This is a genomic window from Escherichia sp. SCLE84, assembly GCF_012584495.1.
In the GTDB taxonomy this organism is placed as follows: Bacteria; Pseudomonadota; Gammaproteobacteria; order Enterobacterales; family Enterobacteriaceae; genus ECMA0423.
The window spans coordinates 3454059-3477643 of the sequence record NZ_CP051430.1; the positions used below are offsets into that span (position 1 = coordinate 3454059).

Below are 23585 nucleotides of genomic sequence, written 5' to 3' on the forward strand. Positions count from 1 at the left end.
GTACGTCAAACCGTTGATGTGCATTAAGCCACGCATTGGCGGGTGATGCAACAATTATTTTTCATATTTATGATTAATCGGTTGGAAAACGGTCCTGTCATCAGGACCGTAAACAGCAATAAAGTGGATAAAAGTCTATTCCATCAACTGCTTACTTAATGCCGGGTTGGCTTGAATCAAACGCATCAATTTTAGTTCGGCACTTGAAGGCTTCACGCGTCTGGATTCCCATTCCTTTACCATGGCGACTGATACGCCCAAAACCCGGGCGAAATCATCGATTTTTAATCCTGTCCCTTTTCGTAACTGCTCAATTTCGGTACAGGACGTTGTTCTGTGCGTCAGGGTAATTTTCTGCGTTTCATCTTTAAAAACAATCTGTTCCAGGCTGCTCAACAGCTCATGCATTGGATCTTTATATTCCATTGAAAACTCCTCAAATCACACTGCGGGATCGTGAATTGCATCGAAGCTCATTAAGAATAGTCGGGAAAAGCAGACACAGCGGGGTGAAGTCAGGGCATGCTCTGGCTATGATTCGATTCAGCCAGTCATTTAGCGTGACTTATAGCCACCTAACGATCTGATAAATGCCGATATATCTCTTACCACTCCTGGTTTGTAAAGATTTCGAAAATCTAACCTTCTGCGAAGGCGTAAATCTCTGGCTACAAAAAAAGCAACGGCACTATCATTTTTTAACAATGAAACAACAAATTAACCTTGTTTCATTTTCTCCATGATTTTACCAGGAAGATTACGTAGAAAGGGTATCCTGCAAGCCTGTCCTGGACTATCCTTGTCACGTCAGACACGCGTGTGTCGTTGTGCGCTTTTTTTGGGTGAAAGGAGTAAGAAAATGGCGACAGGAAAGTCCTGCTCTCGCTGGTTTGCGCCTCTTGCGGCGTTATTAATGGTAGTTAGCCTGAGTGGGTGTTTTGATAAAGAAGGCGATCAGCGTAAAGCGTTTATCGACTTCCTGCAGAATACAGTGATGCGTAGCGGTGAACGTCTACCAACCCTGACTGCCGATCAGAAAAAACAGTTTGGTCCTTTTGTCTCTGATTACGCGATTCTGTATGGTTATTCTCAGCAGGTGAATCAGGCGATGGATTCCGGTCTGCGCCCGGTCGTAGACAGCGTTAACGCAATTCGCGTACCGCAGGATTACGTTACGCAAAGCGGTCCGCTGCGTGAAATGAACGGTTCGCTAGGTGTGCTGGCGCAACAACTGCAAAATGCGAAGTTGCAGGCCGATGCTGCGCACTCTGCGCTAAAACAGAGCGATGACCTGAAACCGGTCTTTGATCAGGCATTCACCAAAGTGGTAACGACGCCAGCTGATGCATTGCAACCGTTGATTCCGGCGGCACAAACTTTCACGCAACAACTGGTGATGGTTGGAGACTACATTGCTCAGCAAGGTACTCAGGTGAGCTTTGTCGCAAATGGCATCCAGTTCCCGACTTCACAGCAGGCAAGTGAATATAACAAACTGATTGCGCCATTACCGGCACAGCATCAGGCGTTTAATCAGGCCTGGACTACAGCAGTTACTGCAACCCAATAAAGAGTAAAAGCCCGAGCGATTATCGGGCTTTACTCTACGCAGTCGCGGCTTAGTCCGCGACGTGCGGATTCACACAGTTCTTCTCAACCTTTCCTTGTAACGCATCAATCAAATTATCCACGGCACAGGCGGCCATGCCATAACGCGTCTCATGGGTGGCAGATCCAATATGCGGTACTGCGACGACGTTGGCCATTGAGAGCAACGGCGAATCTACGGACAGTGGCTCTTGTTCGAAGACATCCAGCCCGGCGGCGTGAATTTCCCCTTTCTGCAATGCTGCGATCAGTGCATTTTCGTCAACCACCGGGCCACGTCCGGCATTAATGAAAATGGCGGAGGATTTCATTTTGGCGAATTGTTCTGCGCCAAACAGATGATGCGTCTCATCAGTTAACGGCAGGATCAGGCAAACGAAATCTGACTCTTGTAACAGTGTATCCAAATCGCAGTAGCGGGCGTTGAAGCGTTCTTCTGCTTCTTTATGGTGGCGGCGCGCGTTATAGAGGATGGGCATGTTGAAGCCAAAGTGCGCACGTTGTGCCAGCGCCATACCGATCCGTCCCATCCCGACAATGCCCAGTGTTTTATGGTGAACGTCAGTGCCGTACCAGTCCGGGCCTATGCTCGCGGTCCATTCGCCTGCTTTTACCCGTTCTGCTACCTCCACAACCCGACGAGCGGTAGACAACACCAGCGCCATCAGCGTATCGGCGACGGTTTCTGTTAATACGGTTGGCGTGTGCATCAGCAGAATTTTTCGGGCGGTAAGCGCATCGACATCAAAATTGTCATAGCCGACGGAGATCGTTGATGTGGCACGCAGTTTCGGCATTTTTTCCAGCAATGCGGCATCAACATTCTCGTTTGAACCCAGTAAACCTTCAGCTTCGGCAAAAATTGCTGCATTTTGTTCGACGGTTTGTGGGCTGAGGTTTGCCACCTGGTGAACGGTGAAATGCTCTTGCAGGCGTTGCAGTAAATCATCAGGTAAGGCTTTGTAGAGGATAACGGACGGCTTCATGCTTCTCTCCATTCACTGATAAGGCGATCACCTTAGCCTGAAATATGATGAAGGAAAACTGAAGAATGCCAGGTGATTTCTGCATCACCTGGCATGAAAGGGATTACAGCGGGCTTAAGGTAATTTCTACACGGCGGTTTTGCGCCTTACCTTCTGCGGTGCTGTTGCTGGCGATTGGGTTAGCCGGGCCAAGGCCCTGAGTACGGATGCGGCTGGCGTCCACGCCCTGGGTGATCAACGCGCTGGCAACGGAATCCGCACGTTGCTGGGAGAGACGCATGTTCAGGTCGTGACCACCCGTGCTGTCGGTATAACCAATCACGTTAACCGCCGTTTTCGGATACTCTTTCAGCACCATTGCCACGCCGGTCAGGGTGTTAGCGCCTGCCGGTTTCAGGGTCGCGCTGCTGCTGTCGAAGGTCACATTGTTCGGCATATTGAGGATAATGTTATCCCCGCTGCGGGTTACGCTAACACCAGTGCCGCGCATTTTGTCACGCAGCTTCGCTTCCTGCACATCCATGTAATAACCCACGCCGCCGCCCAGAGCTGCGCCTGCTGCTGCGCCAATCAGCGCGCCTTTACCGCGATCTTTCTTCGAAGAAGAGAGCGCACCAATACCCGCGCCCACGAGAGAGCCCAGACCTGCGCCGATAGCAGATTTGCCTGCTTCGCGTTCGCCGGTGTAAGGGTTAGTTGTGCAGCCAGATACCGCCAGAGCGCCACTCACTACGGCGGCAATAAGATAAACACGTTTCTTCATTGTTAATCCTTAATAACCTTTTTATTCTTTGCCACGGGTTCCGTGGCGGGAGATTATGCCGCGTGAACATGAAGATTATTCCTGGGAATACTCGGAAATTTGTAAGTAATATTTAACTGCTCAATACATCTAACCTTTCAGGAGTCTTCGGTTTGGCCAACTCATCCTCACGATATTCCGTTCTGACTGCCGCCCACTGGGGGCCCATGCTGGTTGAAACCGACGGCGAAACCGTGTTTAGCTCGCGTGGCGCGTTAGCCACAGGAATGGAAAACTCCTTGCAGAGCGCGGTTCGCGACCAGGTTCACAGCAATACGCGGGTACGATTTCCAATGGTGCGCAAAGGCTTTCTCGCGTCACCGGAAAACCCGCAAGGCATTCGTGGGCAGGATGAATTTGTTCGCGTGAGTTGGGATGAGGCGCTGGATCTTATTCACCAACAACATAAACGCATTCGTGAGGCTTATGGTCCGGCATCGATTTTTGCTGGTTCCTACGGCTGGCGTTCAAACGGCGTGCTGCATAAGGCCTCGACATTATTACAACGCTATATGGCGCTGGCAGGCGGTTATACCGGGCATCTGGGGGATTATTCGACCGGCGCGGCACAGGCGATCATGCCGTATGTCGTGGGTGGTAGCGAAGTTTATCAACAGCAGACCAGTTGGCCGCTGGTGCTGGAACATAGCGATGTCGTGGTGCTGTGGAGTGCTAATCCACTCAATACGCTGAAAATTGCGTGGAATGCATCCGATGAGCAGGGGCTTTCTTACTTTTCTGCACTGCGTGACAGTGGGAAAAAGCTGATCTGCATTGATCCAATGCGATCGGAAACCGTCGATTTCTTTGGCGATAAAATGGAGTGGGTGGCACCGCACATGGGCACCGATGTTGCGCTGATGCTGGGGATCGCCCATACGCTGGTGGAAAATGGTTGGCACGACGAAGCGTTTCTGGCGCGTTGCACCACAGGTTATGCCGTCTTCGCCTCTTATTTGCTGGGCGAGAGTGACGGAATAGCGAAAACCGCCGAATGGGCAGCAGAGATTTGTGGTGTTGGCGCAGCGAAAATCCGCGAGCTGGCGGCTATTTTCCACCAAAATACCACCATGCTGATGGCAGGCTGGGGAATGCAGCGCCAACAGTTTGGTGAGCAAAAACACTGGATGATCGTCACGCTGGCAGCAATGTTGGGGCAAATCGGCACACCCGGCGGCGGTTTTGGTCTTTCTTACCATTTTGCCAATGGTGGTAACCCCACGCGGCGTTCTGCGGTGCTCTCTTCCATGCAGGGCAGCTTGCCGGGTGGCTGCGATGCGGTAGATAAAATCCCTGTGGCCCGCATTGTTGAAGCACTGGAAAACCCTGGTGGCGCATATCAACACAACGGTATGGACCGACATTTTCCGGATATTCGTTTTATCTGGTGGGCGGGCGGTGCTAACTTTACTCATCATCAGGATACCAATCGTCTGATCCGTGCCTGGCAAAAACCGGAGCTGGTGGTGATCTCTGAATGCTTCTGGACGGCGGCGGCGAAACACGCGGATATCGTTCTGCCTGCGACTACCTCTTTTGAGCGTAATGATCTCACCATGACCGGTGATTACAGTAATCAGCATCTGGTGCCGATGAAGCAAGTGGTGCCGCCACGCTATGAAGCGCGTAATGATTTTGATGTTTTTGCCGAGTTGAGTGAACGTTGGGAGAAGGGCGGCTATGCGCGGTTTACGGAAGGAAAAAGTCAGCTGCAATGGCTGGAAACGTTTTATAACGTTGCCCGGCAGCGCGGGGCAAGCCAGCAGGTTGAATTGCCGCCATTTGCTGAGTTCTGGCAAGCCAACCAGTTAATTGAGATGCCGGAAAACCCGGACAGCGAGCGGTTTATTCGCTTCGCTGATTTTTGCCGCGATCCGCTGGCGCATCCGTTAAAAACCGCCAGCGGCAAGATTGAAATCTTCTCACAGCGTATTGCCGATTACGGTTACCCGGATTGCCCTGGGCATCCAATGTGGCTGGAGCCGGACGAATGGCAGGGCAATGCCGAACCAGAACAGTTGCAGGTACTTTCTGCCCATCCGGCGCACCGCCTGCACAGCCAGCTGAATTACAGTTCTCTGCGCGAATTGTACGCGGTGGCAAATCGTGAGCCTGTCACCATTCATCCTGACGATGCCCAGGAGCGCGGCATACAAGATGGCGATACTGTTCGGTTGTGGAACGCACGCGGGCAAATTCTTGCCGGAGCGGTCATTAGCGAGGGAATTAAACCTGGCGTGATTTGCATTCACGAAGGGGCATGGCCGGATCTGGATTTAACCGCTGACGGTATTTGTAAAAACGGCGCAGTGAACGTGCTGACCAAAGATCTCCCCAGCTCGCGGCTGGGGAATGGCTGTGCGGGTAATACGGCGCTGGCATGGCTGGAAAAATACAACGGTCCGGAACTGACACTTACAGCGTTTGAACCACCGGCCAGCTCATAATCCATGTGGGTAGTTGGGTTTCATCCTGCCATGCGCAATCGACAATGTGAAAACCCTGTGCCTGGTAAAAATTTATCGCCGGTTGATTTTTTTGATAAACCTCCAGCATCAGGTGGGGATGGCGCTGCTGCACATACTGCATCAGCGCCTTACCAATACCGCGCCTGACGGCCTTCGGTGCGACAAACATCGCTGCCAGAAATCGGCCTTCCATAATGCTGACAAAACCGAGAAGCTTACCGTCTTCTTCCCAGACCCAGTTTTGCGCGTTGGCAAGATAGGCATCCCGCACCAGCGGAATGCAGTCACGCCAGTAATTCGCTTTTATAAAGGGATGCCCCCAGGTTGTACTTTCCAGCCACAGTTCGAGGATCGCGGGGAGTTCTGAACGTTGCGCTTCCCGAATCATGGTTTATTTCCCGGATAGCAACAGCAGCCAACCACATGATCATTCACCAGCCCACATGCCTGCATAAAGGAGTAACAGATTGTGGTGCCGACAAACTTAAAACCACGTTTTTTCAGTGCCTTAGATAGGGCGTCGGAGGCGGACGTAGATGTGGGAATTTCGCTCAACGTTGTGGCTTGTGTCACCTGTGGCTGATGATTTACAAACGACCAGACAAAGTCGACAAACGGTTCGCCGTTCTGTTCCATTTGCAGGTACGCCCGCGCATTACCAATAATTGCCTGAATTTTCCCTCGATGGCGGATAATCCCGGCGTCCTGTACCAGTCTTTCGACATCCTCTTCCTGCATTGCTGCGACCTTCACCGGATCGAACTGATGAAAGCAGGCGCGATAGTTTTCGCGTTTTTTGAGGACGGTGATCCACGATAACCCAGCCTGCTGCCCTTCAAGGCAGATCATTTCGAACAGTTTTTTACTGTCAGTTTCAGGCACGCCCCACTCATTATCATGGTAGGCAATATAAAGCGGGTCCTGACTCACCCAGCCGCAACGTTCCATACTTTCCCTCGCTATGTACCCGATCGTAAAAATTTCAGCCGCTTTTCTTGACGCATCGGTGAAAAAGTCAATATTTAATACAGGGCTACTATGCCCGATATCCTTCATACAATGACAATAATATTGCCGAATTCGGCTCTTCCCTGGAGTCGTGTTAATGATCATAAAAAAAAGCGGTGGTCGCTGGCAGCTAAGCCTGCTGGCGAGCGTGGTAATCAGTGCCTTTTTTCTCAACACAGCTTACGCCTGGCAACAAGAATATATCGTTGATACGCAACCCGGACATTCCACAGAGCGTTACACCTGGGATAGTGATCATCAACCTGATTACAACGATATTTTGTCGCAACGTATTCAAAGTAGCCAAAGGGCGCTGGGACTGGAAGTCAATCTGGCGGAAGAAACTCCTGTGGATGTGACCAGCAGTATGAGTATGGGCTGGAATTTTCCTTTATATGAACAGGTTACAACCGGCCCGGTCGCGGCATTACATTACGATGGCACAACCACCTCGATGTATAACGAGTTTGGCGACAGTACTACCACGCTGACCGATCCGTTATGGCATGCCAGCGTGAGTAGCTTAGGCTGGCGTGTTGACTCCCGGCTTGGCGATCTCCGACCCTGGGCGCAAATCAGCTATAACCAGCAATTTGGCGAGAATATCTGGAAGGCGCAATCAGGCCTGAGCCGGATGACGGCGACAAACCAGAACGGCAACTGGCTGGATGTCACCGTAGGCGCTGATATGTTGCTCAATCAAAATATTGCCGCCTATGCCGCGCTATCTCAGGCAGAAAATACCACTAACAATAGCGACTATCTGTATACGATGGGGGTTAGTGCCAGATTTTAACGTAAAAATCACAATTGAAACCATTGGATAACAACAGTTGTGGCGATAGTGGGTGCTAACTTACTAAATAATAAATTTGGTGAATAATTGTCGCGTCATTCATTCCTGAACTAAGGCATTTCATTCCGTTCTGATGGCATTTCATGCCGTTTTTCCCCAGGCATAAAATGCACTTCGTTATGGTTGTCGGCAGAGATTTTTCCTTTTTATTACTGCAGGAATACTGCCATGACACCTTCAAATTATCAGCGTACCCGCTGGCTGACACTCATCGGTACTATCATTACCCAGTTTGCACTGGGGTCGGTTTATACCTGGAGCCTGTTTAATGGCGCGCTTTCTGCCAAGCTGGATGCGCCGGTAAGCCAGGTCGCTTTCTCTTTCGGCTTGTTAAGTCTGGGGCTGGCAATTTCGTCTTCTGTTGCGGGCAAATTGCAGGAACGTTTTGGCGTTAAACGCGTCACCATGGCTTCCGGCATTTTGCTGGGATTAGGCTTCTTCCTGACCGCGCATTCCAACAACCTGATGATGCTGTGGTTAAGCGCCGGTGTGCTGGTCGGTCTGGCGGATGGCGCGGGTTACCTGCTGACGCTCTCTAACTGCGTGAAGTGGTTCCCGGAGCGTAAAGGTCTGATCTCCGCGTTCGCTATCGGTTCTTATGGTCTGGGTAGCCTGGGTTTCAAATTTATCGACACGCAGCTGCTCGAAACGGTGGGTTTGGAAAAAACATTTGTGATTTGGGGAGCGATTGCGCTGGTGATGATTGTTTTCGGCGCAACGTTAATGAAAGACGCACCAAAACAGGAAGTGAAAACCAGCAATGGTGTGGTGGAGAAAGATTACACGCTGGCAGAGTCGATGCGTAAACCGCAGTACTGGATGTTAGCGGTAATGTTCCTGACTGCCTGCATGAGCGGCCTGTACGTGATTGGGGTAGCGAAAGATATCGCCCAAAGTCTGGCACACCTTGATGTGGTTTCCGCAGCCAATGCAGTAACGGTTATTTCCATCGCTAACCTTTCAGGTCGTCTGGTGCTGGGGATACTGTCTGACAAAATTGCCCGTATCCGTGTTATCACCATTGGTCAGGTGATTTCGCTGGTGGGTATGGCGGCCCTGCTGTTTGCACCATTAAATGCAGTGACGTTCTTTGCAGCGATTGCCTGCGTGGCATTTAACTTTGGCGGCACTATTACCGTCTTTCCGTCACTGGTCAGTGAGTTCTTCGGCCTCAATAACCTGGCGAAAAACTACGGTGTGATTTACCTCGGTTTCGGTATCGGTAGCATTTGTGGTTCGATTATCGCCTCACTGTTTGGCGGCTTCTATGTGACCTTCTACGTGATTTTCGCCCTGCTGATTCTGTCATTGGCGCTTTCTACGACAATTCGTCAGCCAGAGCAGAAAGTATTGCGTGAGGCGCATATTTAGAAATATGTTGCTACTGAAATAAATGCGAGGAGGGAGACTTCAAAGTCTCCCTTTTTTTATGGACGCATATTAAAAGAACAATAATATTTACACCACAAATATATTTTATTTGTTTATATATCATGTAAATATAAATATATTCCTAAAAAAATAGTCGTTGGAAGCGTTTTTGTGTGCAATTAATTGAAGTTGAAGTACATTTCAATTTATTGCAAAAACTAATCTTCAGTAAAAATAATTTTCTTTTTTAGCACCATTTGTATAATCTGCGCCCCGTTGTATGAACAACATCAAGCATATTTATCTATATAAATGGAGTTATAAATGAAAAAGGTTCTGTTTGCCTTATCTGCGCTTGCGCTGACCTCTACTTCCGTATTCGCAGCTGATGCGGGCGACGGTACTGTTAAATTCACCGGTGAGATTGTTGACGCCGCTTGTGTTGTGTCTCCAGACACTCAAAAACAAGAAGTTGTTCTGGGTCAGGTGAACAAGTCTGTATTTACTGCTATGGGTGATAAATCCACAGCAACGCCGTTCAAAATCAAACTGGAAAACTGCGATATCTCCACTTTCAAAAATGTGGAAATCAGCTTTAACGGCGTTGGCGATGCAGACAACAGCAAACTGGTTTCTGTAAGCACTGAACCAGGTGCCGCAACTGGCGTAGGTATCGGTATTTATGATAACACCAATACCCTGGTTGACCTGAATACTGGTAAATCTGCTACTGTCCTGAAAGAAGGTCAGACCGTTCTGTATTTCACCGCTAACTATGTCTCTACCAAAGATGCAGTAACCACGGGTTACGGTAACGCTGAAGTCGACTTCAACCTGACTTACAACTAATCGATCCTGACGGAACGATCATCTCTCAATGGCAACAGAGACTGTGTTGCCATTATTCACACCAATGACTCAGGGACCGAATCATGAAACGTATTAGCTTTGCTGTGCTGGCACTTTTAATGACCGCACAACAGTGTTTTGCTGGTGGCGTAGCCTTAAGCACGACGCGTGTTATTTATGATGGCGGCAAGAAAGAAGCGTCGCTGACCGTTGAAAACCATAATAAAAATGAAGAGTTTTTGATCCAGTCATGGATTGATGATGTGAATGGCAATAAAAAAACACCGTTTATTATTACACCGCCATTATTCAAACTTGATCCTGATAAAAATAACGTCTTACGTATCGTCAATATTGAAGATACCTTACCTAAAGATCGTGAATCCGTTTACTGGATTAATGTAAAGGCCATTCCTGCGAAAAGTGCTGAAAATGAAAATAAAAACGTCTTACAGATAGCCGTTCGCACCCGTTTGAAGTTGTTCTATCGTCCAAAAGGTTTGCCGGGAAGCAACCTCGAGGCCATGAAACAGTTACGTTTCCAGTGTCAAAATAACCAAATTGTGGTTAATAACGACTCCGCTTATAACCTGACCTTTAATCAGTTTTCCATTAATGGACAAAAGATTGAACGGGCGGGAATGGTTCTCGCGAAAGGAAAGTTAAACATTAACCTTCCAGCCGGTACAGGCAACGCGCACGAAGTGAAATACAGCATTATTAATGATTTCGGTGTTGCTGGCGAAATGCTGACGAAGCCGATTAACTGATCCTTTTACAAGGCGCTTTTACTATGCATTGGATGCATTTACCTCTCTATCACTACAGAGCGCATTTTTCCTTCTCTCTGCTGGCATTAACGATTGCCAGCTCGTTACCTGCGTATGGCGGAAAATTTAACCCTAAATTTCTCGAAAACGTTCAGGGTATCGATCAACACATCGACTTGTCGGTATACGACTCACCTGTCGGCCAGCAAATCCCCGGTAAATACCGGGTTTCGGTGTTTGTAAACGAAGAAAAAATGGCTTCCCGGACGCTGGATTTTAGTACCGCCAGCGAAGCGAAACGCAAAGCCAGCGGTGAGTCGCTTATGCCTTGCCTTAGCCGGGTGCAACTGGAAGAAATGGGCGTGCGCGTTGACAGCTTTCCGGCGCTGAAGATGTCACCACCAGAAGCCTGCGTAGCGTTTGATGAAATCATTCCCCAGGCCACCAGCCGCTTTGATTTTAATACTCAGACGCTGCATCTTTCCTTTCCACAGGCGGCAATGATGATGACCGCTCGCGGCACGGTTGATCCTTCTCGCTGGGACGAAGGAATACCTGCGCTGTTGCTGGATTACAGCTTTAGTGGCAGCAATGGACGCAATGAAGGTACAGGTTCATCTTCAGATTCGACCAGTGACAGTTATTACCTGAACCTGCGCAGCGGTTTGAACGTTGGTCCGTGGCGTTTACGTAATAACAGTATCTGGAACCGTACCGATGGCAAAAACCAATGGGATAACGTTGGTACATCGTTAAACCGGGCAATTATTCCACTTAAATCACAGATAACTCTGGGTGATACCGCCACGCCTGGCGAGATTTTTGATAGCGTACAAATGCGTGGGGCGTTACTGGCATCCGACGATGAAATGTTGCCGGACAGCCAGCGTGGCTTTGCTCCGGTAGTGCGCGGCATCGCCAAAAGCAACGCTGAAGTGAGTATCGAACAGAACGGCTATGTCATTTATCGCACTTTTGTTCAGCCGGGTGCATTTGAGATTAACGATCTCTACGCAACCTCCGGCAGCGGCGACCTGACGGTGATCATTAAAGAAGCCGACGGAAGTGAACAACGTTTTATCCAGCCGTTTTCGGCGGTGGCGATTTTCCAGCGTGAAGGGTATCTGAAATACAGTCTGGCTGCCGGTGAATATCGTGCTGGTAATTACGACAGCGATAAACCACATTTCGGGCAGTTTACCGCCATGTACGGCTTGCCGTGGGGTATGACCGCCTACGGTGGTGCATTGTTGTCGGCAGATTACAACGCTTTAGCTCTGGGCCTGGGGAAAAACTTCGGTACCATTGGCGCAGTATCGGTGGATGTCACTCAGGCGAAAAGTCAGTTACGCAACAATGAAAAAGAGGAAGGCCAGTCTTATCGCTTCCTCTATTCGAAAAGTTTTGAGGGTGGCACTGACCTGCGTCTGTTGGGCTACAAATACTCAACCAGCGGCTACTACACCTTCCAGGAAGCAACTGATGTTCGCAGTGACGCCGACAGTGATTACCGCCGTTATCACAAGCGCAGCCAGATACAGGGCAATATTACCCAGCAACTGGGAGACTACGGCTCGGTTTATTTCAATATGACGCAGCAGGATTACTGGAACGTTGACGGTAAGGAAAACTCCTTAAGCGCCGGTTATCACGGTCACATTGGTCGGGTGAATTACAGCGTGGCCTATACCTGGACGAGAAGTCCGGAATGGGAAGAAGACGATCGCTTGTGGTCATTCAGTGTTTCCATCCCTCTGGGGGGCGCGTGGAGCAGTTATCGCATGACTACCGACCAGAATGGCAAGACGTCGCAACAGGCCTCTGTTAGCGGCACGTTACTGGAAGATCGTAACCTGAGCTATAACGTTCAGCAGGGTTACACCAGTAATGGCGTAGGCTACAGTGGCAGCGTCAACATGGGGTATATGGGTGGCTCTGGTAACATTGACGTAGGCTATAACTATTCTAAAGATAACCAACAGGTTAACTATGGCGTGCGCGGCGGTGTCATCGTTCACAGTGAAGGTATAACGCTTTCGCAGCCTTTAGGCGAAAGTCTGGCGATTGTTTCTGCACCGGGCGCGCGTGGTGGACATGTGGTTAACAGCAGCGGCGTAGAAGTTGACTGGATGGGCAACGCCGTGGTGCCTTATCTCACACCATATCGTGAAACCATTGTGGAATTGCGTAGCGACACGTTGGGGCAAAACGTTGAACTACAGGAAGCGTTCCAGAAAGTCGTGCCTACTCGTGGTGCAGTTGTGCGTTCCCGCTTTGATACCCGCGTCGGTTACCGTGTGCTGATGAGCTTAAAACAGGCGAATGGCAACGCAGTACCGTTTGGTGCAACCGCAGCGTTAATTGATGAGAGCAAACCTGCCAGCAGCATTGTGGGTGAAGAAGGACAGCTTTATATCAGCGGGATGCCAGAAGAGGGCGAATTGCAGGTGAGCTGGGGGAACGAGCAGGCGCAACGTTGCCGTGTGCCATTCCGCTTGCCAGAGAACAAGGACAATGCGGCTATCGTGATGGTTAATGCGGTATGCGAGAAATAAGGATATTTAGATGAAAATTAAAAATTTGTTGGCAGGTATGGTGCTGTTAGGGACGAGCACTTTTGCTGGAAATATATGGGCTGCGGATTGGGGACCATGTCAGACATCAAATGGGGTGGCCCATGAGTATAGTTTTGATTTCGTACAGACTATCCAGGTACCTTCAGAAAATAAGGCTGGGAAAATATTAACTCAGCCCTTTGCTTTAGGTACAAAATATTCCGCTTATTGTGAATGCCCGGATCCCATTCCAGATAATGGAGTTGTGACTTATTTTAAAGGTGTAACGCTTCTGCCTGAGCCTGGAACTGTAGATGGGTACTATAAATTCAATAATTACATTGATATTCTCACCAAAATATATGTCTACACACAATTAGATATCCCGGTGCCTTTTACCGATCGAAGCAATGGCACGGCACAGAAAGAATGTACGCCCTATACTGCTAACAATTGGGGGACAGGTGGTAAAGGAAGTATCAGTATTTATATTTCACATCCTTTTGTTGGGCAAATGATTATTCCTAAAACACGAGTTGCGTCCCTCTTTGGGACAAAAAAGAAAGGTGTTTACAATGATAGTCAGCCCATGGCCAATGTCAGTATTTCCGGGAGTATTACAGTTACTCAAGGCTGTGAACTTGCCGCTGGCACCGTACTGGATATTCCATTCGGAGAATATCAGGCCCATGATTTTAAAGGGCGTGCCGGACAACCACCACAAAATGTTCAGAAGGTACAAAAAGAATTAAGCTTTGACTGCAATAATATTTCAGATGGCGTCAAAATTTATCTCAGTATTGATGCAACACCAAATACTGCCTATCCCAGCGCAATTGATTTAGGCAACGCCGATGTTGGTGCAGTCATTGAGGACGGTAAAGGTAATATTCTTAAGCCGAATGACAGTAATAGCTTATTAGAAATGAACCCAGGCTCGCTGTATGAAGATGTCAAACGCAAAGCGACAACCACAATTACCGCTTATCCCGTTAGCACTACCGGAAAATTACCCGCTGCCGGGGATTATAGCGGTATTGCTACCATACATGTCGAACTGGAGTAACAGTCATGAAGCGAACAATACTTGCGTTATGCCTGCTGCCTCTTTCCTTTTCGTCATTCGCGGCAACCACGGATTTAGGGCCGAAAGGAACATTGAAATTCACCCTTAAAATCAGCCAGGGTGCTTGCGAACTGGTGAAAGACAGCGTTGAGGTTGACATGGGCACCGCGGTTCTCAAAAAGCCGGTAAGAATCGGAACGGAAATTAATCCCACTCCTTTTTCCATCGGCCTGAAAAACTGTAGCGAAGTGGTCAGAGCCTACGTGACTATGGACGGTACACCCAATGCAGACGACTCAAATCTTTTTGCGCTGGATGCGGGTGGCGCTACAGGCGTTGGGCTGAAAATCAAAACCGCTGCTGGAGTACAACAGTTCCCGGAAAATACAACGCCGACACCGGTTGAGTTTGCAATTAACGGTGATGGCGCACATCAACTGAACTATATCGCCAGCTACGTGCCTATTCGCGCCGATGCAACTATTGGTCGCGCAGATGCAACGGTCGACTTTACTGTACAGTACGAATAATTTCACATCTTAAGGGCCAGTTAACTGGCCCTTTTTACTGCTTTTTGTAACGCTAAAGTCTCTTTTCAAACTTGCATTTTTGTAAATTTGTGCTTCATGCACACTCTTTCCCCACACTTTTTCGCTTTGCTGTGGTCTACTTATTCGCGCGTGTAGATTTTACTTATCTGACTACCTCCGCACTTTTCCCCTGCCGGGCCTGAAAAGCCGCTAAGCAGGGTGTTATCACCTGTTTGTCCAGGGTTTGTTTGCATGAGATACATCAAATCGATTACACAGCAGAAGCTGAGCTTTTTGCTTGCAATCTATATTGGCCTTTTTATGAATGGCGCGGTTTTTTATCGCCGCTTCGGCAGCTATGCGCACGATTTTACCGTCTGGAAAGGCGTTTCTGCTGTTGTTGAACTGGCCGCCACCGTACTGGTGACCTTCTTTTTACTACGTCTTCTATCGCTGTTTGGCCGCCGCAGCTGGCGTATTCTGGCGTCGCTGGTGGTGCTCTTTTCCGCAGGTGCCAGCTATTACATGACCTTCCTTAATGTGGTCATTGGTTATGGCATCATCGCTTCCGTCATGACCACCGATATCGACCTGTCAAAAGAAGTTGTTGGTCTGAACTTTATTCTCTGGTTAATCGCCGTTAGTGCATTGCCTCTTATCCTTATCTGGAATAACCGCTGTCGCTACACCTTGCTCCGACAACTGCGAACCCCAGGGCAGCGTATTCGCAGCCTGGCGGTCGTCGTACTGGCGGGTATTATGGTTTGGGCACCGATTCGTTTGCTGGATATCCAGCAGAAGAAAGTGGAGAGGGCGACCGGCGTTGATTTGCCGAGTTATGGCGGTGTCGTAGCGAACTCTTATCTGCCATCAAACTGGCTTTCTGCGTTGGGGCTGTATGCCTGGGCGCGGGTCGATGAATCTTCCGATAATAATTCATTGCTTAATCCGGCGAAGAAATTCACTTATCAGGCACCGCAAAACGTTGATGACACTTATGTCGTGTTTATCATCGGTGAAACCACGCGTTGGGACCATATGGGTATTTTCGGCTATGAGCGTAATACCACGCCGAAACTGGCCCAGGAGAAAAATCTGGCGGCGTTCCGTGGTTACTCCTGTGATACCGCAACCAAACTCTCACTGCGTTGCATGTTTGTACGTCAGGGGGGCGCGGAAGATAATCCGCAGCGCACATTAAAAGAACAGAACATTTTCGCGGTTCTGAAGCAGTTAGGATTCAGTTCTGACCTCTACGCTATGCAGAGCGAAATGTGGTTCTACAGCAACACGATGGCGGACAACATTGCTTATCGTGAGCAGATTGGTGCGGAGCCACGTAATCGTGGCAAGCCGGTAGATGATATGTTGCTGGTAGACGAAATGCAGCAATCGCTAGGGCGCAACCCGGATGGTAAGCATCTGATCATTCTGCATACCAAAGGTTCGCATTTTAACTACACCCAGCGTTATCCGCGTAGCTTCGCGCAGTGGAAGCCGGAATGTATTGGTGTTGATAGCGGCTGTACCAAAGCGCAGATGATCAACTCCTATGACAACTCGGTGACCTATGTGGATCACTTTATCTCCAGCGTGATTGATCAGGTTCGCGATAAGAAAGCGATTGTGTTCTACGCAGCTGACCACGGTGAGTCAATTAATGAACGCGAGCACCTGCACGGCACGCCGCGTGAACTGGCACCGCCGGAGCAGTTCCGCGTACCGATGATGGTCTGGATGTCAGATAAATATCTGGAAAATCCGGCCAATGCGCAGGCATTTGCGCAGCTGAAAAAAGAAGCCGACATGAAAGTGCCACGCCGTCACGTAGAGCTGTACGATACCATCATGGGTTGTCTTGGCTATACTTCACCGGATGGTGGAATTAACGAAAACAACAACTGGTGTCACATCCCGCAGGCAAAAGAGGCAGCGGCTAACTAAGCGGCCTGCTGACTTTCTCGCCGATCAAAAGGCATTTTGCTATTAAGGGATTGACGAGGGCGTATCTGCGCAGTAAGATGCGCCCCGCATTCGGTGATTGGCGCAGCCTGGTAGCGCACTTCGTTCGGGACGAAGGGGTCGGAGGTTCGAATCCTCTATCACCGACCAAATTCGAAAAGCCTGCTCAGCGAGCAGGCTTTTTTGCATTTGAAGCCCATGAGGATGAGAACCTCCGGGGGCTGGGAGGTTCGACTCGAGCGAAGCGAGAGAACGTTGCGCCAGCAACGGCCCGCAGGGCGAGCCACGAAGTGGCGAGTAATCCTCTATCACCGACCAAATTCGAAAAGCCTGCTCAACGAGCAGGCTTTTTTGCATCTGCAGCTCATGAGGATGAGAACCTCCGGGGGCAGGGAGGTTCGACTCGACGTAGGCCTGATAAGACGCGTCAGCGTCGCATCAGGCAATGGCACCGCACTTATTGTCGGATGCGGCGTGAACGCCTTATTCGACCTACACGCCACACATTTCCCTGCCAAATTTGCGCCCCATATCTCACTATCCATTAACGGATTTGTGACAGAAACCATTGTCTTTTTTTATATTTGCTTAAATCTTTTTTTGCGTTACTTATGGCTGGCGCTGGCATTTTCCGCTGTGCGTTTTAGCGTTCATGGTATTAATCGCTCAGATATCCACCTTTTCCTCAGATTTTTTTCACTAAATGCATAAAACTTAATCACCAAATGTTGCTAAATATTAAGCTGATTGTTCTGGTCATGTTGGAGTAGCACAAATTTCTCTGCTGCAAATAGCTGTTTGAAGTTTTTTTAATCTTTGTTTGTGGATTCTCACCGTTGGTGTAAATCCCGGTTGGCTGTATTGACGTTTTCACATTCTGTTGACAGATTGTAGGTCACGAGGGGCATTTTATGGAGGATCCGCACTGTTACACTGATGTTAATTAGTACGGCATCCCCACCTCATAACGTTGACCCGACCGGGCAAAAAACAAAAAAGGTCAGGCAGCGACAACCCACTGCAAAGGGTTAAAACAACAAACATCACAATTGGAGCAGAATAATGCGTATTTCCTTGAAAAAGTCAGGGATGCTGAAGCTTGGTCTCAGCCTGGTGGCTATGACCGTCGCAGCAAGTGTTCAGGCTAAAACTCTGGTTTATTGCTCAGAAGGATCTCCGGAAGGGTTTAACCCGCAGCTGTTTACCTCCGGCACCACCTATGACGCCTCTTCCGTACCGCTTTATAACCGCCTGGTTGAATTTAAAATCGGCACCACTGAAGTGATCCCGGGCCTCGCTGAAAAGTGGGAAGTCAGCGAAGACGGTAAAACCTATACCTTCCATCTGCGTAAAGGTGTGAAGTGGCACGACAATAAAGAATTCAAACCGACGCGCGAACTGAACGCCGATGATGTGGTGTTCTCGTTTGATCGTCAGAAAAACGCGCAAAACCCGTACCATAAAGTTTCTGGCGGCAGCTACGAATACTTCGAAGGCATGGGCTTGCCGGAGCTGATCAGCGAAGTGAAAAAGGTGGACGACAACACCGTTCAGTTTGTGCTGACTCGCCCGGAAGCGCCGTTCCTCGCTGACCTGGCAATGGACTTCGCCTCTATTCTGTCAAAAGAATATGCTGACGCGATGATGAAAGCCGGTACACCGGAAAAACTGGACCTCAACCCAATCGGCACCGGTCCGTTCCAGTTACAGCAGTACCAAAAAGACTCCCGTATCCGCTACAAAGCGTTTGATGGCTACTGGGGCACCAAACCGCAGATCGATACGCTGGTCTTCTCTATTACTCCTGACGCTTCCGTGCGTTATGCGAAATTGCAGAAGAATGAATGCCAGGTGATGCCGTACCCGAACCCGGCAGACATCGCTCGCATGAAGCAGGATAAATCCATCAACCTGATGGAAATGCCGGGGCTGAACGTCGGCTACCTCTCCTATAACGTGCAGAAAAAACCGCTGGATGACGTGAAAGTTCGCCAGGCACTGACCTACGCGGTGAACAAAGACGCGATCATCAAAGCGGTTTATCAGGGCGCGGGTGTATCAGCGAAAAACCTGATCCCGCCAACCATGTGGGGCTATAACGACGACGTTCAGGATTACACCTACGATCCTGAAAAAGCGAAAGCCTTGCTGAAAGAAGCGGGTCTGGAAAAAGGTTTCTCCATCGACCTGTGGGCGATGCCGGTACAGCGCCCATATAACCCGAACGCTCGCCGCATGGCGGAGATGATTCAGGCTGACTGGGCGAAAGTCGGCGTGCAGGCCAAAATTGTCACCTACGAATGGGGTGAGTACCTCAAGCGTGCGAAAGATGGCGAGCACCAGACGGTAATGATGGGCTGGACTGGCGATAACGGGGATCCGGATAACTTCTTCGCCACCCTGTTCAGCTGCGCCGCCTCTGAACAAGGCTCCAACTACTCAAAATGGTGCTACAAACCGTTTGAAGATCTGATTCAACCGGCGCGTGCTACCGACGACCATAACAAACGCGTTGAACTGTACAAGCAAGCGCAGGTGGTGATGCACGATCAGGCTCCGGCACTGATCATCGCTCACTCCACCGTGTTTGAACCGGTACGCAAAGAAGTTAAAGGCTATGTGGTTGATCCATTAGGCAAACATCACTTCGAAAACGTCTCTATCGAATAATTAAAAGCCATACCCGGTGGCGCTGTGCCTCTGCGTGCAGCGCCATCCGGCAGCAATACTTCATTCCCAGCCCGACCTGGGCGGGAATTGATTTGTGAGCAATACAGACACGCAGTTCCAGGCTGCGGGTCACTATAGAGAATCCGGGTTATGTTGCAGTTTATTCTCCGACGTTTGGGACTCGTCATCCCCACGTTTATCGGTATTACCCTTCTCACATTTGCCTTTGTCCACATGATCCCGGGCGATCCGGTGATGATCATGGCGGGCGAACGTGGGATCTCCCCAGAGCGTCACGCGCAGCTGCTGGCTGAACTCGGCTTAGATAAACCGATGTGGCAGCAGTATCTCCATTACATTTGGGGCGTTATGCATGGCGATCTAGGCATTTCAATGAAAAGCCGCATCCCGGTTTGGGAAGAGTTCGTGCCGCGCCTCCAGGCCACGCTGGAACTTGGCGTCTGCGCGATGATTTTTGCGACTGCGGTCGGTATTCCGGTCGGCGTGCTGGCTGCGGTTAAACGCGGTTCCATTTTCGATCACACAGCGGTTGGCCTGGCGCTGACCGGCTACTCGATGCCGATCTTCTGGTGGGGCATGATGCTGATCATGCTGGTTTCGGTGCACTGGAACCTGACGCCCGTCTCCGGTCGCGTGAGCGATATGGTGTTCCTCGATGACTCCAATCCGTTAACCGGTTTTATGCTAATCGACACCGCCATCTGGGGTGAAGACGGCAACTTTATCGATGCCGTCGCCCATATGATCTTGCCTGCCATTGTGCTGGGTACTATTCCGCTGGCGGTCATTGTGCGTATGACACGCTCCTCGATGCTGGAAGTGCTGGGCGAGGATTACATCCGCACCGCGCGCGCCAAAGGGCTAACCCGCATGCGGGTGATTATCGTCCATGCGCTGCGTAACGCGATGCTGCCGGTGGTGACCGTTATCGGCCTGCAGGTGGGAACATTGCTGGCGGGGGCGATTCTGACCGAAACCATCTTCTCGTGGCCCGGTCTGGGACGCTGGTTGATTGACGCACTGCAACGCCGCGACTATCCGGTAGTGCAGGGCGGCGTATTGCTGGTGGCGACGATGATTATCCTCGTCAACTTGCTGGTCGATCTGCTGTACGGCGTGGTGAACCCGCGTATTCGTCATAAGAAGTAAGGGGACATCATGTCACAGGTTACTGAAAATAAAGTGATTAGCGCACCGGTGCCGATGACCCCGTTACAGGAGTTCTGGCACTATTTTAAACGCAACAAAGGCGCGGTCGTCGGGCTGGTTTACGTCGTCATCGTGCTGTTCATCGCGATCTTTGCCAACTGGATTGCACCCTATAACCCGGCGGAACAGTTCCGCGATGCACTGCTCGCCCCGCCAGCCTGGCAGGAAGGCGGCAGCATGGCGCACTTGCTGGGCACCGATGACGTAGGCCGTGATGTGCTGTCGCGCCTGATGTACGGTGCGCGCCTGTCGCTGCTGGTTGGCTGTCTGGTAGTTGTGTTATCGCTGATTATGGGCGTTATTCTCGGCCTGATCGCCGGTTACTTTGGCGGCCTGGTCGATAACATCATTATGCGCGTGGTCGATATCATGCTGGCGCTGCCAAGTCTGCTGCTGGCGCTGGTGCTGGTGGCAATTTTCGGCCCGTCGATTGGTAACGCCGCGCTGGCACTGACCTTCGTTGCCTTGCCGCACTATGTGCGCTTAACCCGCGCCGCCGTGCTGGTGGAAGTTAACCGCGATTACGTCACCGCGTCTCGCGTGGCGGGTGCCGGGGCGATGCGTCAGATGTTTATTAACATCTTCCCGAACTGCCTTGCGCCGCTGATTGTTCAGGCGTCGCTCGGTTTCTCTAACGCCATTCTCGATATGGCTGCTCTTGGTTTCCTCGGCATGGGGGCACAGCCGCCAACGCCTGAGTGGGGCACCATGCTCTCCGACGTGTTGCAGTTCGCGCAAAGCGCCTGGTGGGTCGTGACCTTCCCGGGTCTGGCGATCCTGCTGACGGTGCTGGCATTTAACCTGATGGGTGACGGTCTGCGTGACGCGCTCGATCCCAAACTGAAGCAGTAAGAGGTTCGAGATGGCGTTATTAAATGTAGATAAATTATCGGTGCATTTCGGCGACGAAAGCGCGCCGTTCCGCGCCGTAGACCGCATCAGCTACAGCGTAAAACAGGGCGAAGTGGTCGGGATTGTGGGTGAGTCCGGCTCCGGTAAGTCGGTCAGTTCACTGGCGATTATGGGGCTGATTGATTATCCGGGCCGCGTAATGGCAGAAAAACTGGAGTTTAACGGCCAGGATTTGCAGCGTATCTCAGAAAAAGAGCGCCGCAACCTGGTGGGTGCCGAAGTGGCGATGATCTTCCAGGACCCGATGACCAGCCTTAACCCGTGCTACACCGTGGGTTTCCAGATTATGGAAGCGATTAAGGTGCATCAGGGCGGCAACAAAAGTACCCGCCGTCAGCGAGCGATTGACCTGCTGAATCAGGTCGGTATTCCCGATCCGGCATCGCGTCTGGATGTTTACCCGCATCAGCTTTCCGGCGGCATGAGCCAGCGCGTGATGATCGCCATGGCGATTGCCTGTCGGCCAAAACTGCTGATTGCCGATGAACCGACCACCGCGCTGGACGTGACCATTCAGGCGCAAATCATCGAACTACTGCTGGAGCTACAGCAGAAAGAGAACATGGCGCTGGTGTTAATTACCCATGACCTGGCGCTGGTGGCGGAAGCGGCACATAAAATCATCGTGATGTATGCAGGCCAGGTGGTGGAAACCGGTGATGCGCACGCCATCTTCCATGCGCCGCGTCACCCGTATACTCAGGCATTGCTGCGTGCGCTGCCAGAATTTGCTCAGGACAAAGAACGTCTGGCGTCGTTGCCAGGTGTCGTTCCCGGTAAGTACGACCGCCCGAACGGCTGCCTGCTTAACCCGCGCTGCCCCTATGCCACTGACAGATGTCGCGCTGAAGAACCGGCGCTGAATATGCTCGCTGATGGGCGTCAGTCCAAATGCCATTACCCACTTGATGATGCCGGGAGGCCGACACTATGAGTACGCAAGAGGCCACCTCGCAACAACCGCTGTTGCAGGCTATCGACCTGAAAAAACATTATCCGGTGAAGAAAGGCATGTTCGCGCCGGAACGTCTGGTTAAAGCGCTGGATGGCGTTTCGTTTAACCTTGAACGTGGCAAAACGCTGGCAGTAGTGGGCGAATCTGGCTGCGGTAAATCGACCCTCGGTCGGTTGCTGACGATGATTGAAATGCCCACCGGTGGCGAGCTGTATTACCAGGGGCAGGATCTGCTTAAGCACGATCCGCAGGCGCAGAAGCTGCGTCGGCAGAAAATCCAGATCGTCTTCCAGAACCCTTACGGTTCGCTGAATCCGCGTAAAAAAGTTGGGCAAATTCTCGAAGAGCCGCTGCTTATTAACACCAGCTTAAGCAAAGAACAGCGTCGGGAAAAAGCCCTGTCGATGATGGCGAAAGTCGGCCTGAAAACCGAGCACTATGACCGCTATCCGCATATGTTCTCCGGCGGACAACGTCAGCGTATCGCTATTGCCCGTGGTCTGATGCTCGACCCGGATGTGGTGATTGCCGATGAGCCGGTTTCTGCGCTGGACGTCTCAGTGCGTGCGCAAGTGCTGAATCTGATGATGGATTTACAGCAGGAACTGGGGCTTTCTTATGTCTTTATCTCCCACGACCTGTCGGTGGTGGAGCACATTGCCGATGAAGTGATGGTGATGTACCTGGGCCGCTGCGTGGAGAAGGGAACGAAAGACCAAATCTTCAATAACCCGCGCCATCCGTACACTCAGGCGCTACTCTCCGCGACGCCGCGCCTGAACCCGGACGATCGCCGCGAACGCATCAAACTCACCGGTGAACTGCCAAGCCCGCTGAATCCACCGCCGGGTTGCGCCTTCAACGCCCGCTGTCGTCGGCGCTTCGGCCCCTGCACCCAGTTGCAGCCGCAGCTAAAAGACTACGGCGGTCAACTGGTAGCTTGTTTTGCTGTTGATCAGGATGAAAATCCGCAGCGTTAACTCACAA

At 50.7% G+C, this 23585-nt stretch carries 20 protein-coding genes, 1 tRNA gene and 1 other RNA gene; 17 read left to right on the top strand and 5 right to left on the bottom strand.

All coding sequences use genetic code 11. The features are described from left to right. Positions 1-135: 135 nt before the first annotated feature. A complete protein-coding gene (locus HGD79_RS16750; protein ID WP_000455798.1) occupies positions 136-426 on the bottom strand; it encodes an HTH-type transcriptional regulator in 291 nt (96 codons plus the stop codon). 433 nt (positions 427-859) lie between these two features. Between HGD79_RS16750 and HGD79_RS16755 the strand changes: the two genes are divergently transcribed. Then, entirely contained in the window at positions 860-1570 is a 711-nt protein-coding gene (locus tag HGD79_RS16755) for a DUF3053 domain-containing protein (RefSeq protein ID WP_000190516.1), read from the top strand. Positions 1571-1619: 49 nt separating this feature from the next. Here the strand turns inward: HGD79_RS16755 and ghrB are convergent, their stop codons facing one another. Together ghrB and HGD79_RS16765 are read right to left on the bottom strand one after the other, a co-directional pair. Then, positions 1620-2594 (bottom strand): glyoxylate/hydroxypyruvate reductase GhrB, encoded by a 975-nt coding sequence (gene ghrB / locus HGD79_RS16760; RefSeq protein WP_000805027.1) that lies wholly within the window; start codon positions 2592-2594, stop codon positions 1620-1622. 103 nt (positions 2595-2697) lie between these two features. Next, positions 2698-3357, bottom strand: a complete 660-nt coding sequence (locus HGD79_RS16765) for an OmpA family lipoprotein (RefSeq protein WP_000747625.1) — start codon at positions 3355-3357, stop codon at positions 2698-2700. 152 nt (positions 3358-3509) lie between these two features. Here HGD79_RS16765 and bisC point away from each other — a divergent pair, with 152 nt between their 5' ends. Then, positions 3510-5843 carry a biotin sulfoxide reductase gene (gene bisC / locus HGD79_RS16770; RefSeq protein WP_000013948.1) on the top strand — a complete coding sequence of 778 codons (2334 nt, stop codon included), beginning with the start codon at positions 3510-3512 and terminating at the stop codon, positions 5841-5843. Here the strand turns inward: bisC and HGD79_RS16775 are convergent. Both HGD79_RS16775 and tag read right to left on the bottom strand, forming a co-directional pair. Next, a complete protein-coding gene (locus tag HGD79_RS16775; protein ID WP_000617473.1) occupies positions 5812-6252 on the bottom strand; it encodes an N-acetyltransferase in 441 nt (146 codons plus the stop codon). The two genes, bisC and HGD79_RS16775, sit on opposite strands and share 32 nt — an antisense overlap. Next, entirely contained in the window at positions 6249-6812 is a 564-nt protein-coding gene (gene tag, locus HGD79_RS16780; protein WP_000438957.1) for a DNA-3-methyladenine glycosylase I, read from the bottom strand. Before tag ends, HGD79_RS16775 begins: the two co-directional genes overlap by 4 nt. Positions 6813-6969: 157 nt before the next feature. Here tag and HGD79_RS16785 point away from each other — a divergent pair, with 157 nt between their 5' ends. The 15 genes from HGD79_RS16785 (at position 6970) to dppF (ending at position 23578) form a co-directional block, all read left to right on the top strand. After that, the gene (locus tag HGD79_RS16785; RefSeq protein ID WP_001355788.1) at positions 6970-7668 is read left to right on the top strand and encodes an autotransporter outer membrane beta-barrel domain-containing protein; all 699 of its coding nucleotides are present in this window, start codon (positions 6970-6972) and stop codon (positions 7666-7668) included. 228 nt (positions 7669-7896) lie between these two features. Then, complete coding sequence (locus HGD79_RS16790; RefSeq protein ID WP_000189036.1) at positions 7897-9099, top strand: MFS transporter; 1203 nt, start codon at positions 7897-7899, stop codon at positions 9097-9099. A 324-nt stretch (positions 9100-9423) separates the two neighbouring features. Further along, positions 9424-9948, top strand: coding sequence for a long polar fimbria major subunit LpfA (locus HGD79_RS16795; RefSeq protein ID WP_000756356.1), 525 nt, complete (start codon positions 9424-9426; stop codon positions 9946-9948). Positions 9949-10031: 83 nt separating this feature from the next. Then, positions 10032-10718, top strand: coding sequence for a long polar fimbrial biogenesis chaperone LpfB (lpfB, locus tag HGD79_RS16800; RefSeq protein WP_000822475.1), 687 nt, complete (start codon positions 10032-10034; stop codon positions 10716-10718). A gap of 23 nt (positions 10719-10741) precedes the next feature. After that, positions 10742-13273, top strand: a complete 2532-nt coding sequence (lpfC, locus tag HGD79_RS16805) for an outer membrane usher protein LpfC (protein WP_000558677.1) — start codon at positions 10742-10744, stop codon at positions 13271-13273. A gap of 10 nt (positions 13274-13283) precedes the next feature. Continuing rightward, a complete protein-coding gene (lpfD, locus tag HGD79_RS16810; RefSeq protein WP_000694926.1) occupies positions 13284-14339 on the top strand; it encodes a long polar fimbrial protein LpfD in 1056 nt (351 codons plus the stop codon). Between the two features lie 5 nt (positions 14340-14344). Continuing rightward, positions 14345-14869 carry a long polar fimbrial protein LpfE gene (gene lpfE / locus HGD79_RS16815; protein ID WP_000831422.1) on the top strand — a complete coding sequence of 175 codons (525 nt, stop codon included), beginning with the start codon at positions 14345-14347 and terminating at the stop codon, positions 14867-14869. 252 nt (positions 14870-15121) lie between these two features. Next, positions 15122-16813: a kdo(2)-lipid A phosphoethanolamine 7''-transferase gene (eptB, locus tag HGD79_RS16820; protein WP_001269222.1), complete on the top strand. Its 1692-nt coding sequence runs from the start codon at positions 15122-15124 to the stop codon at positions 16811-16813. Between the two features lie 91 nt (positions 16814-16904). Next, positions 16905-16981: transfer RNA gene (locus HGD79_RS16825), tRNA-Pro, on the top strand. Between the two features lie 34 nt (positions 16982-17015). Further along, a non-coding RNA gene (locus tag HGD79_RS16830) (RtT sRNA) lies at positions 17016-17149 on the top strand. Between the two features lie 744 nt (positions 17150-17893). Beyond that, positions 17894-19501 carry a dipeptide ABC transporter substrate-binding protein DppA gene (dppA, locus tag HGD79_RS16835; protein ID WP_001222883.1) on the top strand — a complete coding sequence of 536 codons (1608 nt, stop codon included), beginning with the start codon at positions 17894-17896 and terminating at the stop codon, positions 19499-19501. Between the two features lie 150 nt (positions 19502-19651). Then, positions 19652-20671 carry a dipeptide ABC transporter permease DppB gene (gene dppB / locus HGD79_RS16840; protein WP_000938864.1) on the top strand — a complete coding sequence of 340 codons (1020 nt, stop codon included), beginning with the start codon at positions 19652-19654 and terminating at the stop codon, positions 20669-20671. Between the two features lie 9 nt (positions 20672-20680). Further along, complete coding sequence (gene dppC, locus HGD79_RS16845) at positions 20681-21583, top strand: dipeptide ABC transporter permease DppC (RefSeq protein ID WP_000084677.1); 903 nt, start codon at positions 20681-20683, stop codon at positions 21581-21583. 10 nt (positions 21584-21593) lie between these two features. Continuing rightward, positions 21594-22577 (top strand): dipeptide ABC transporter ATP-binding protein, encoded by a 984-nt coding sequence (gene dppD / locus HGD79_RS16850; protein WP_001196486.1) that lies wholly within the window; start codon positions 21594-21596, stop codon positions 22575-22577. Continuing rightward, positions 22574-23578 carry a dipeptide ABC transporter ATP-binding subunit DppF gene (dppF, locus tag HGD79_RS16855; RefSeq protein WP_000107026.1) on the top strand — a complete coding sequence of 335 codons (1005 nt, stop codon included), beginning with the start codon at positions 22574-22576 and terminating at the stop codon, positions 23576-23578. Before dppD ends, dppF begins: the two co-directional genes overlap by 4 nt. The last annotated feature ends 7 nt before the right edge of the window (positions 23579-23585 follow it).

Coding starts and splice junctions, on each gene's coding strand:
- HGD79_RS16750 (WP_000455798.1), bottom strand. CDS start 426: ATGGAATATAAAGATCCAATGCATGAGCTGTTGAGCAGCCTGGAACAG.
- HGD79_RS16755 (WP_000190516.1), top strand. CDS start 860: ATGGCGACAGGAAAGTCCTGCTCTCGCTGGTTTGCGCCTCTTGCGGCG.
- ghrB (WP_000805027.1), bottom strand. CDS start 2,594: ATGAAGCCGTCCGTTATCCTCTACAAAGCCTTACCTGATGATTTACTG.
- HGD79_RS16765 (WP_000747625.1), bottom strand. CDS start 3,357: ATGAAGAAACGTGTTTATCTTATTGCCGCCGTAGTGAGTGGCGCTCTG.
- HGD79_RS16775 (WP_000617473.1), bottom strand. CDS start 6,252: ATGATTCGGGAAGCGCAACGTTCAGAACTCCCCGCGATCCTCGAACTG.
- tag (WP_000438957.1), bottom strand. CDS start 6,812: ATGGAACGTTGCGGCTGGGTGAGTCAGGACCCGCTTTATATTGCCTAC.
- HGD79_RS16785 (WP_001355788.1), top strand. CDS start 6,970: ATGATCATAAAAAAAAGCGGTGGTCGCTGGCAGCTAAGCCTGCTGGCG.
- HGD79_RS16790 (WP_000189036.1), top strand. CDS start 7,897: ATGACACCTTCAAATTATCAGCGTACCCGCTGGCTGACACTCATCGGT.
- HGD79_RS16795 (WP_000756356.1), top strand. CDS start 9,424: ATGAAAAAGGTTCTGTTTGCCTTATCTGCGCTTGCGCTGACCTCTACT.
- lpfB (WP_000822475.1), top strand. CDS start 10,032: ATGAAACGTATTAGCTTTGCTGTGCTGGCACTTTTAATGACCGCACAA.
- lpfC (WP_000558677.1), top strand. CDS start 10,742: ATGCATTGGATGCATTTACCTCTCTATCACTACAGAGCGCATTTTTCC.
- lpfD (WP_000694926.1), top strand. CDS start 13,284: ATGAAAATTAAAAATTTGTTGGCAGGTATGGTGCTGTTAGGGACGAGC.
- lpfE (WP_000831422.1), top strand. CDS start 14,345: ATGAAGCGAACAATACTTGCGTTATGCCTGCTGCCTCTTTCCTTTTCG.
- eptB (WP_001269222.1), top strand. CDS start 15,122: ATGAGATACATCAAATCGATTACACAGCAGAAGCTGAGCTTTTTGCTT.
- dppA (WP_001222883.1), top strand. CDS start 17,894: ATGCGTATTTCCTTGAAAAAGTCAGGGATGCTGAAGCTTGGTCTCAGC.
- dppB (WP_000938864.1), top strand. CDS start 19,652: ATGTTGCAGTTTATTCTCCGACGTTTGGGACTCGTCATCCCCACGTTT.
- dppC (WP_000084677.1), top strand. CDS start 20,681: ATGTCACAGGTTACTGAAAATAAAGTGATTAGCGCACCGGTGCCGATG.
- dppD (WP_001196486.1), top strand. CDS start 21,594: ATGGCGTTATTAAATGTAGATAAATTATCGGTGCATTTCGGCGACGAA.
- dppF (WP_000107026.1), top strand. CDS start 22,574: ATGAGTACGCAAGAGGCCACCTCGCAACAACCGCTGTTGCAGGCTATC.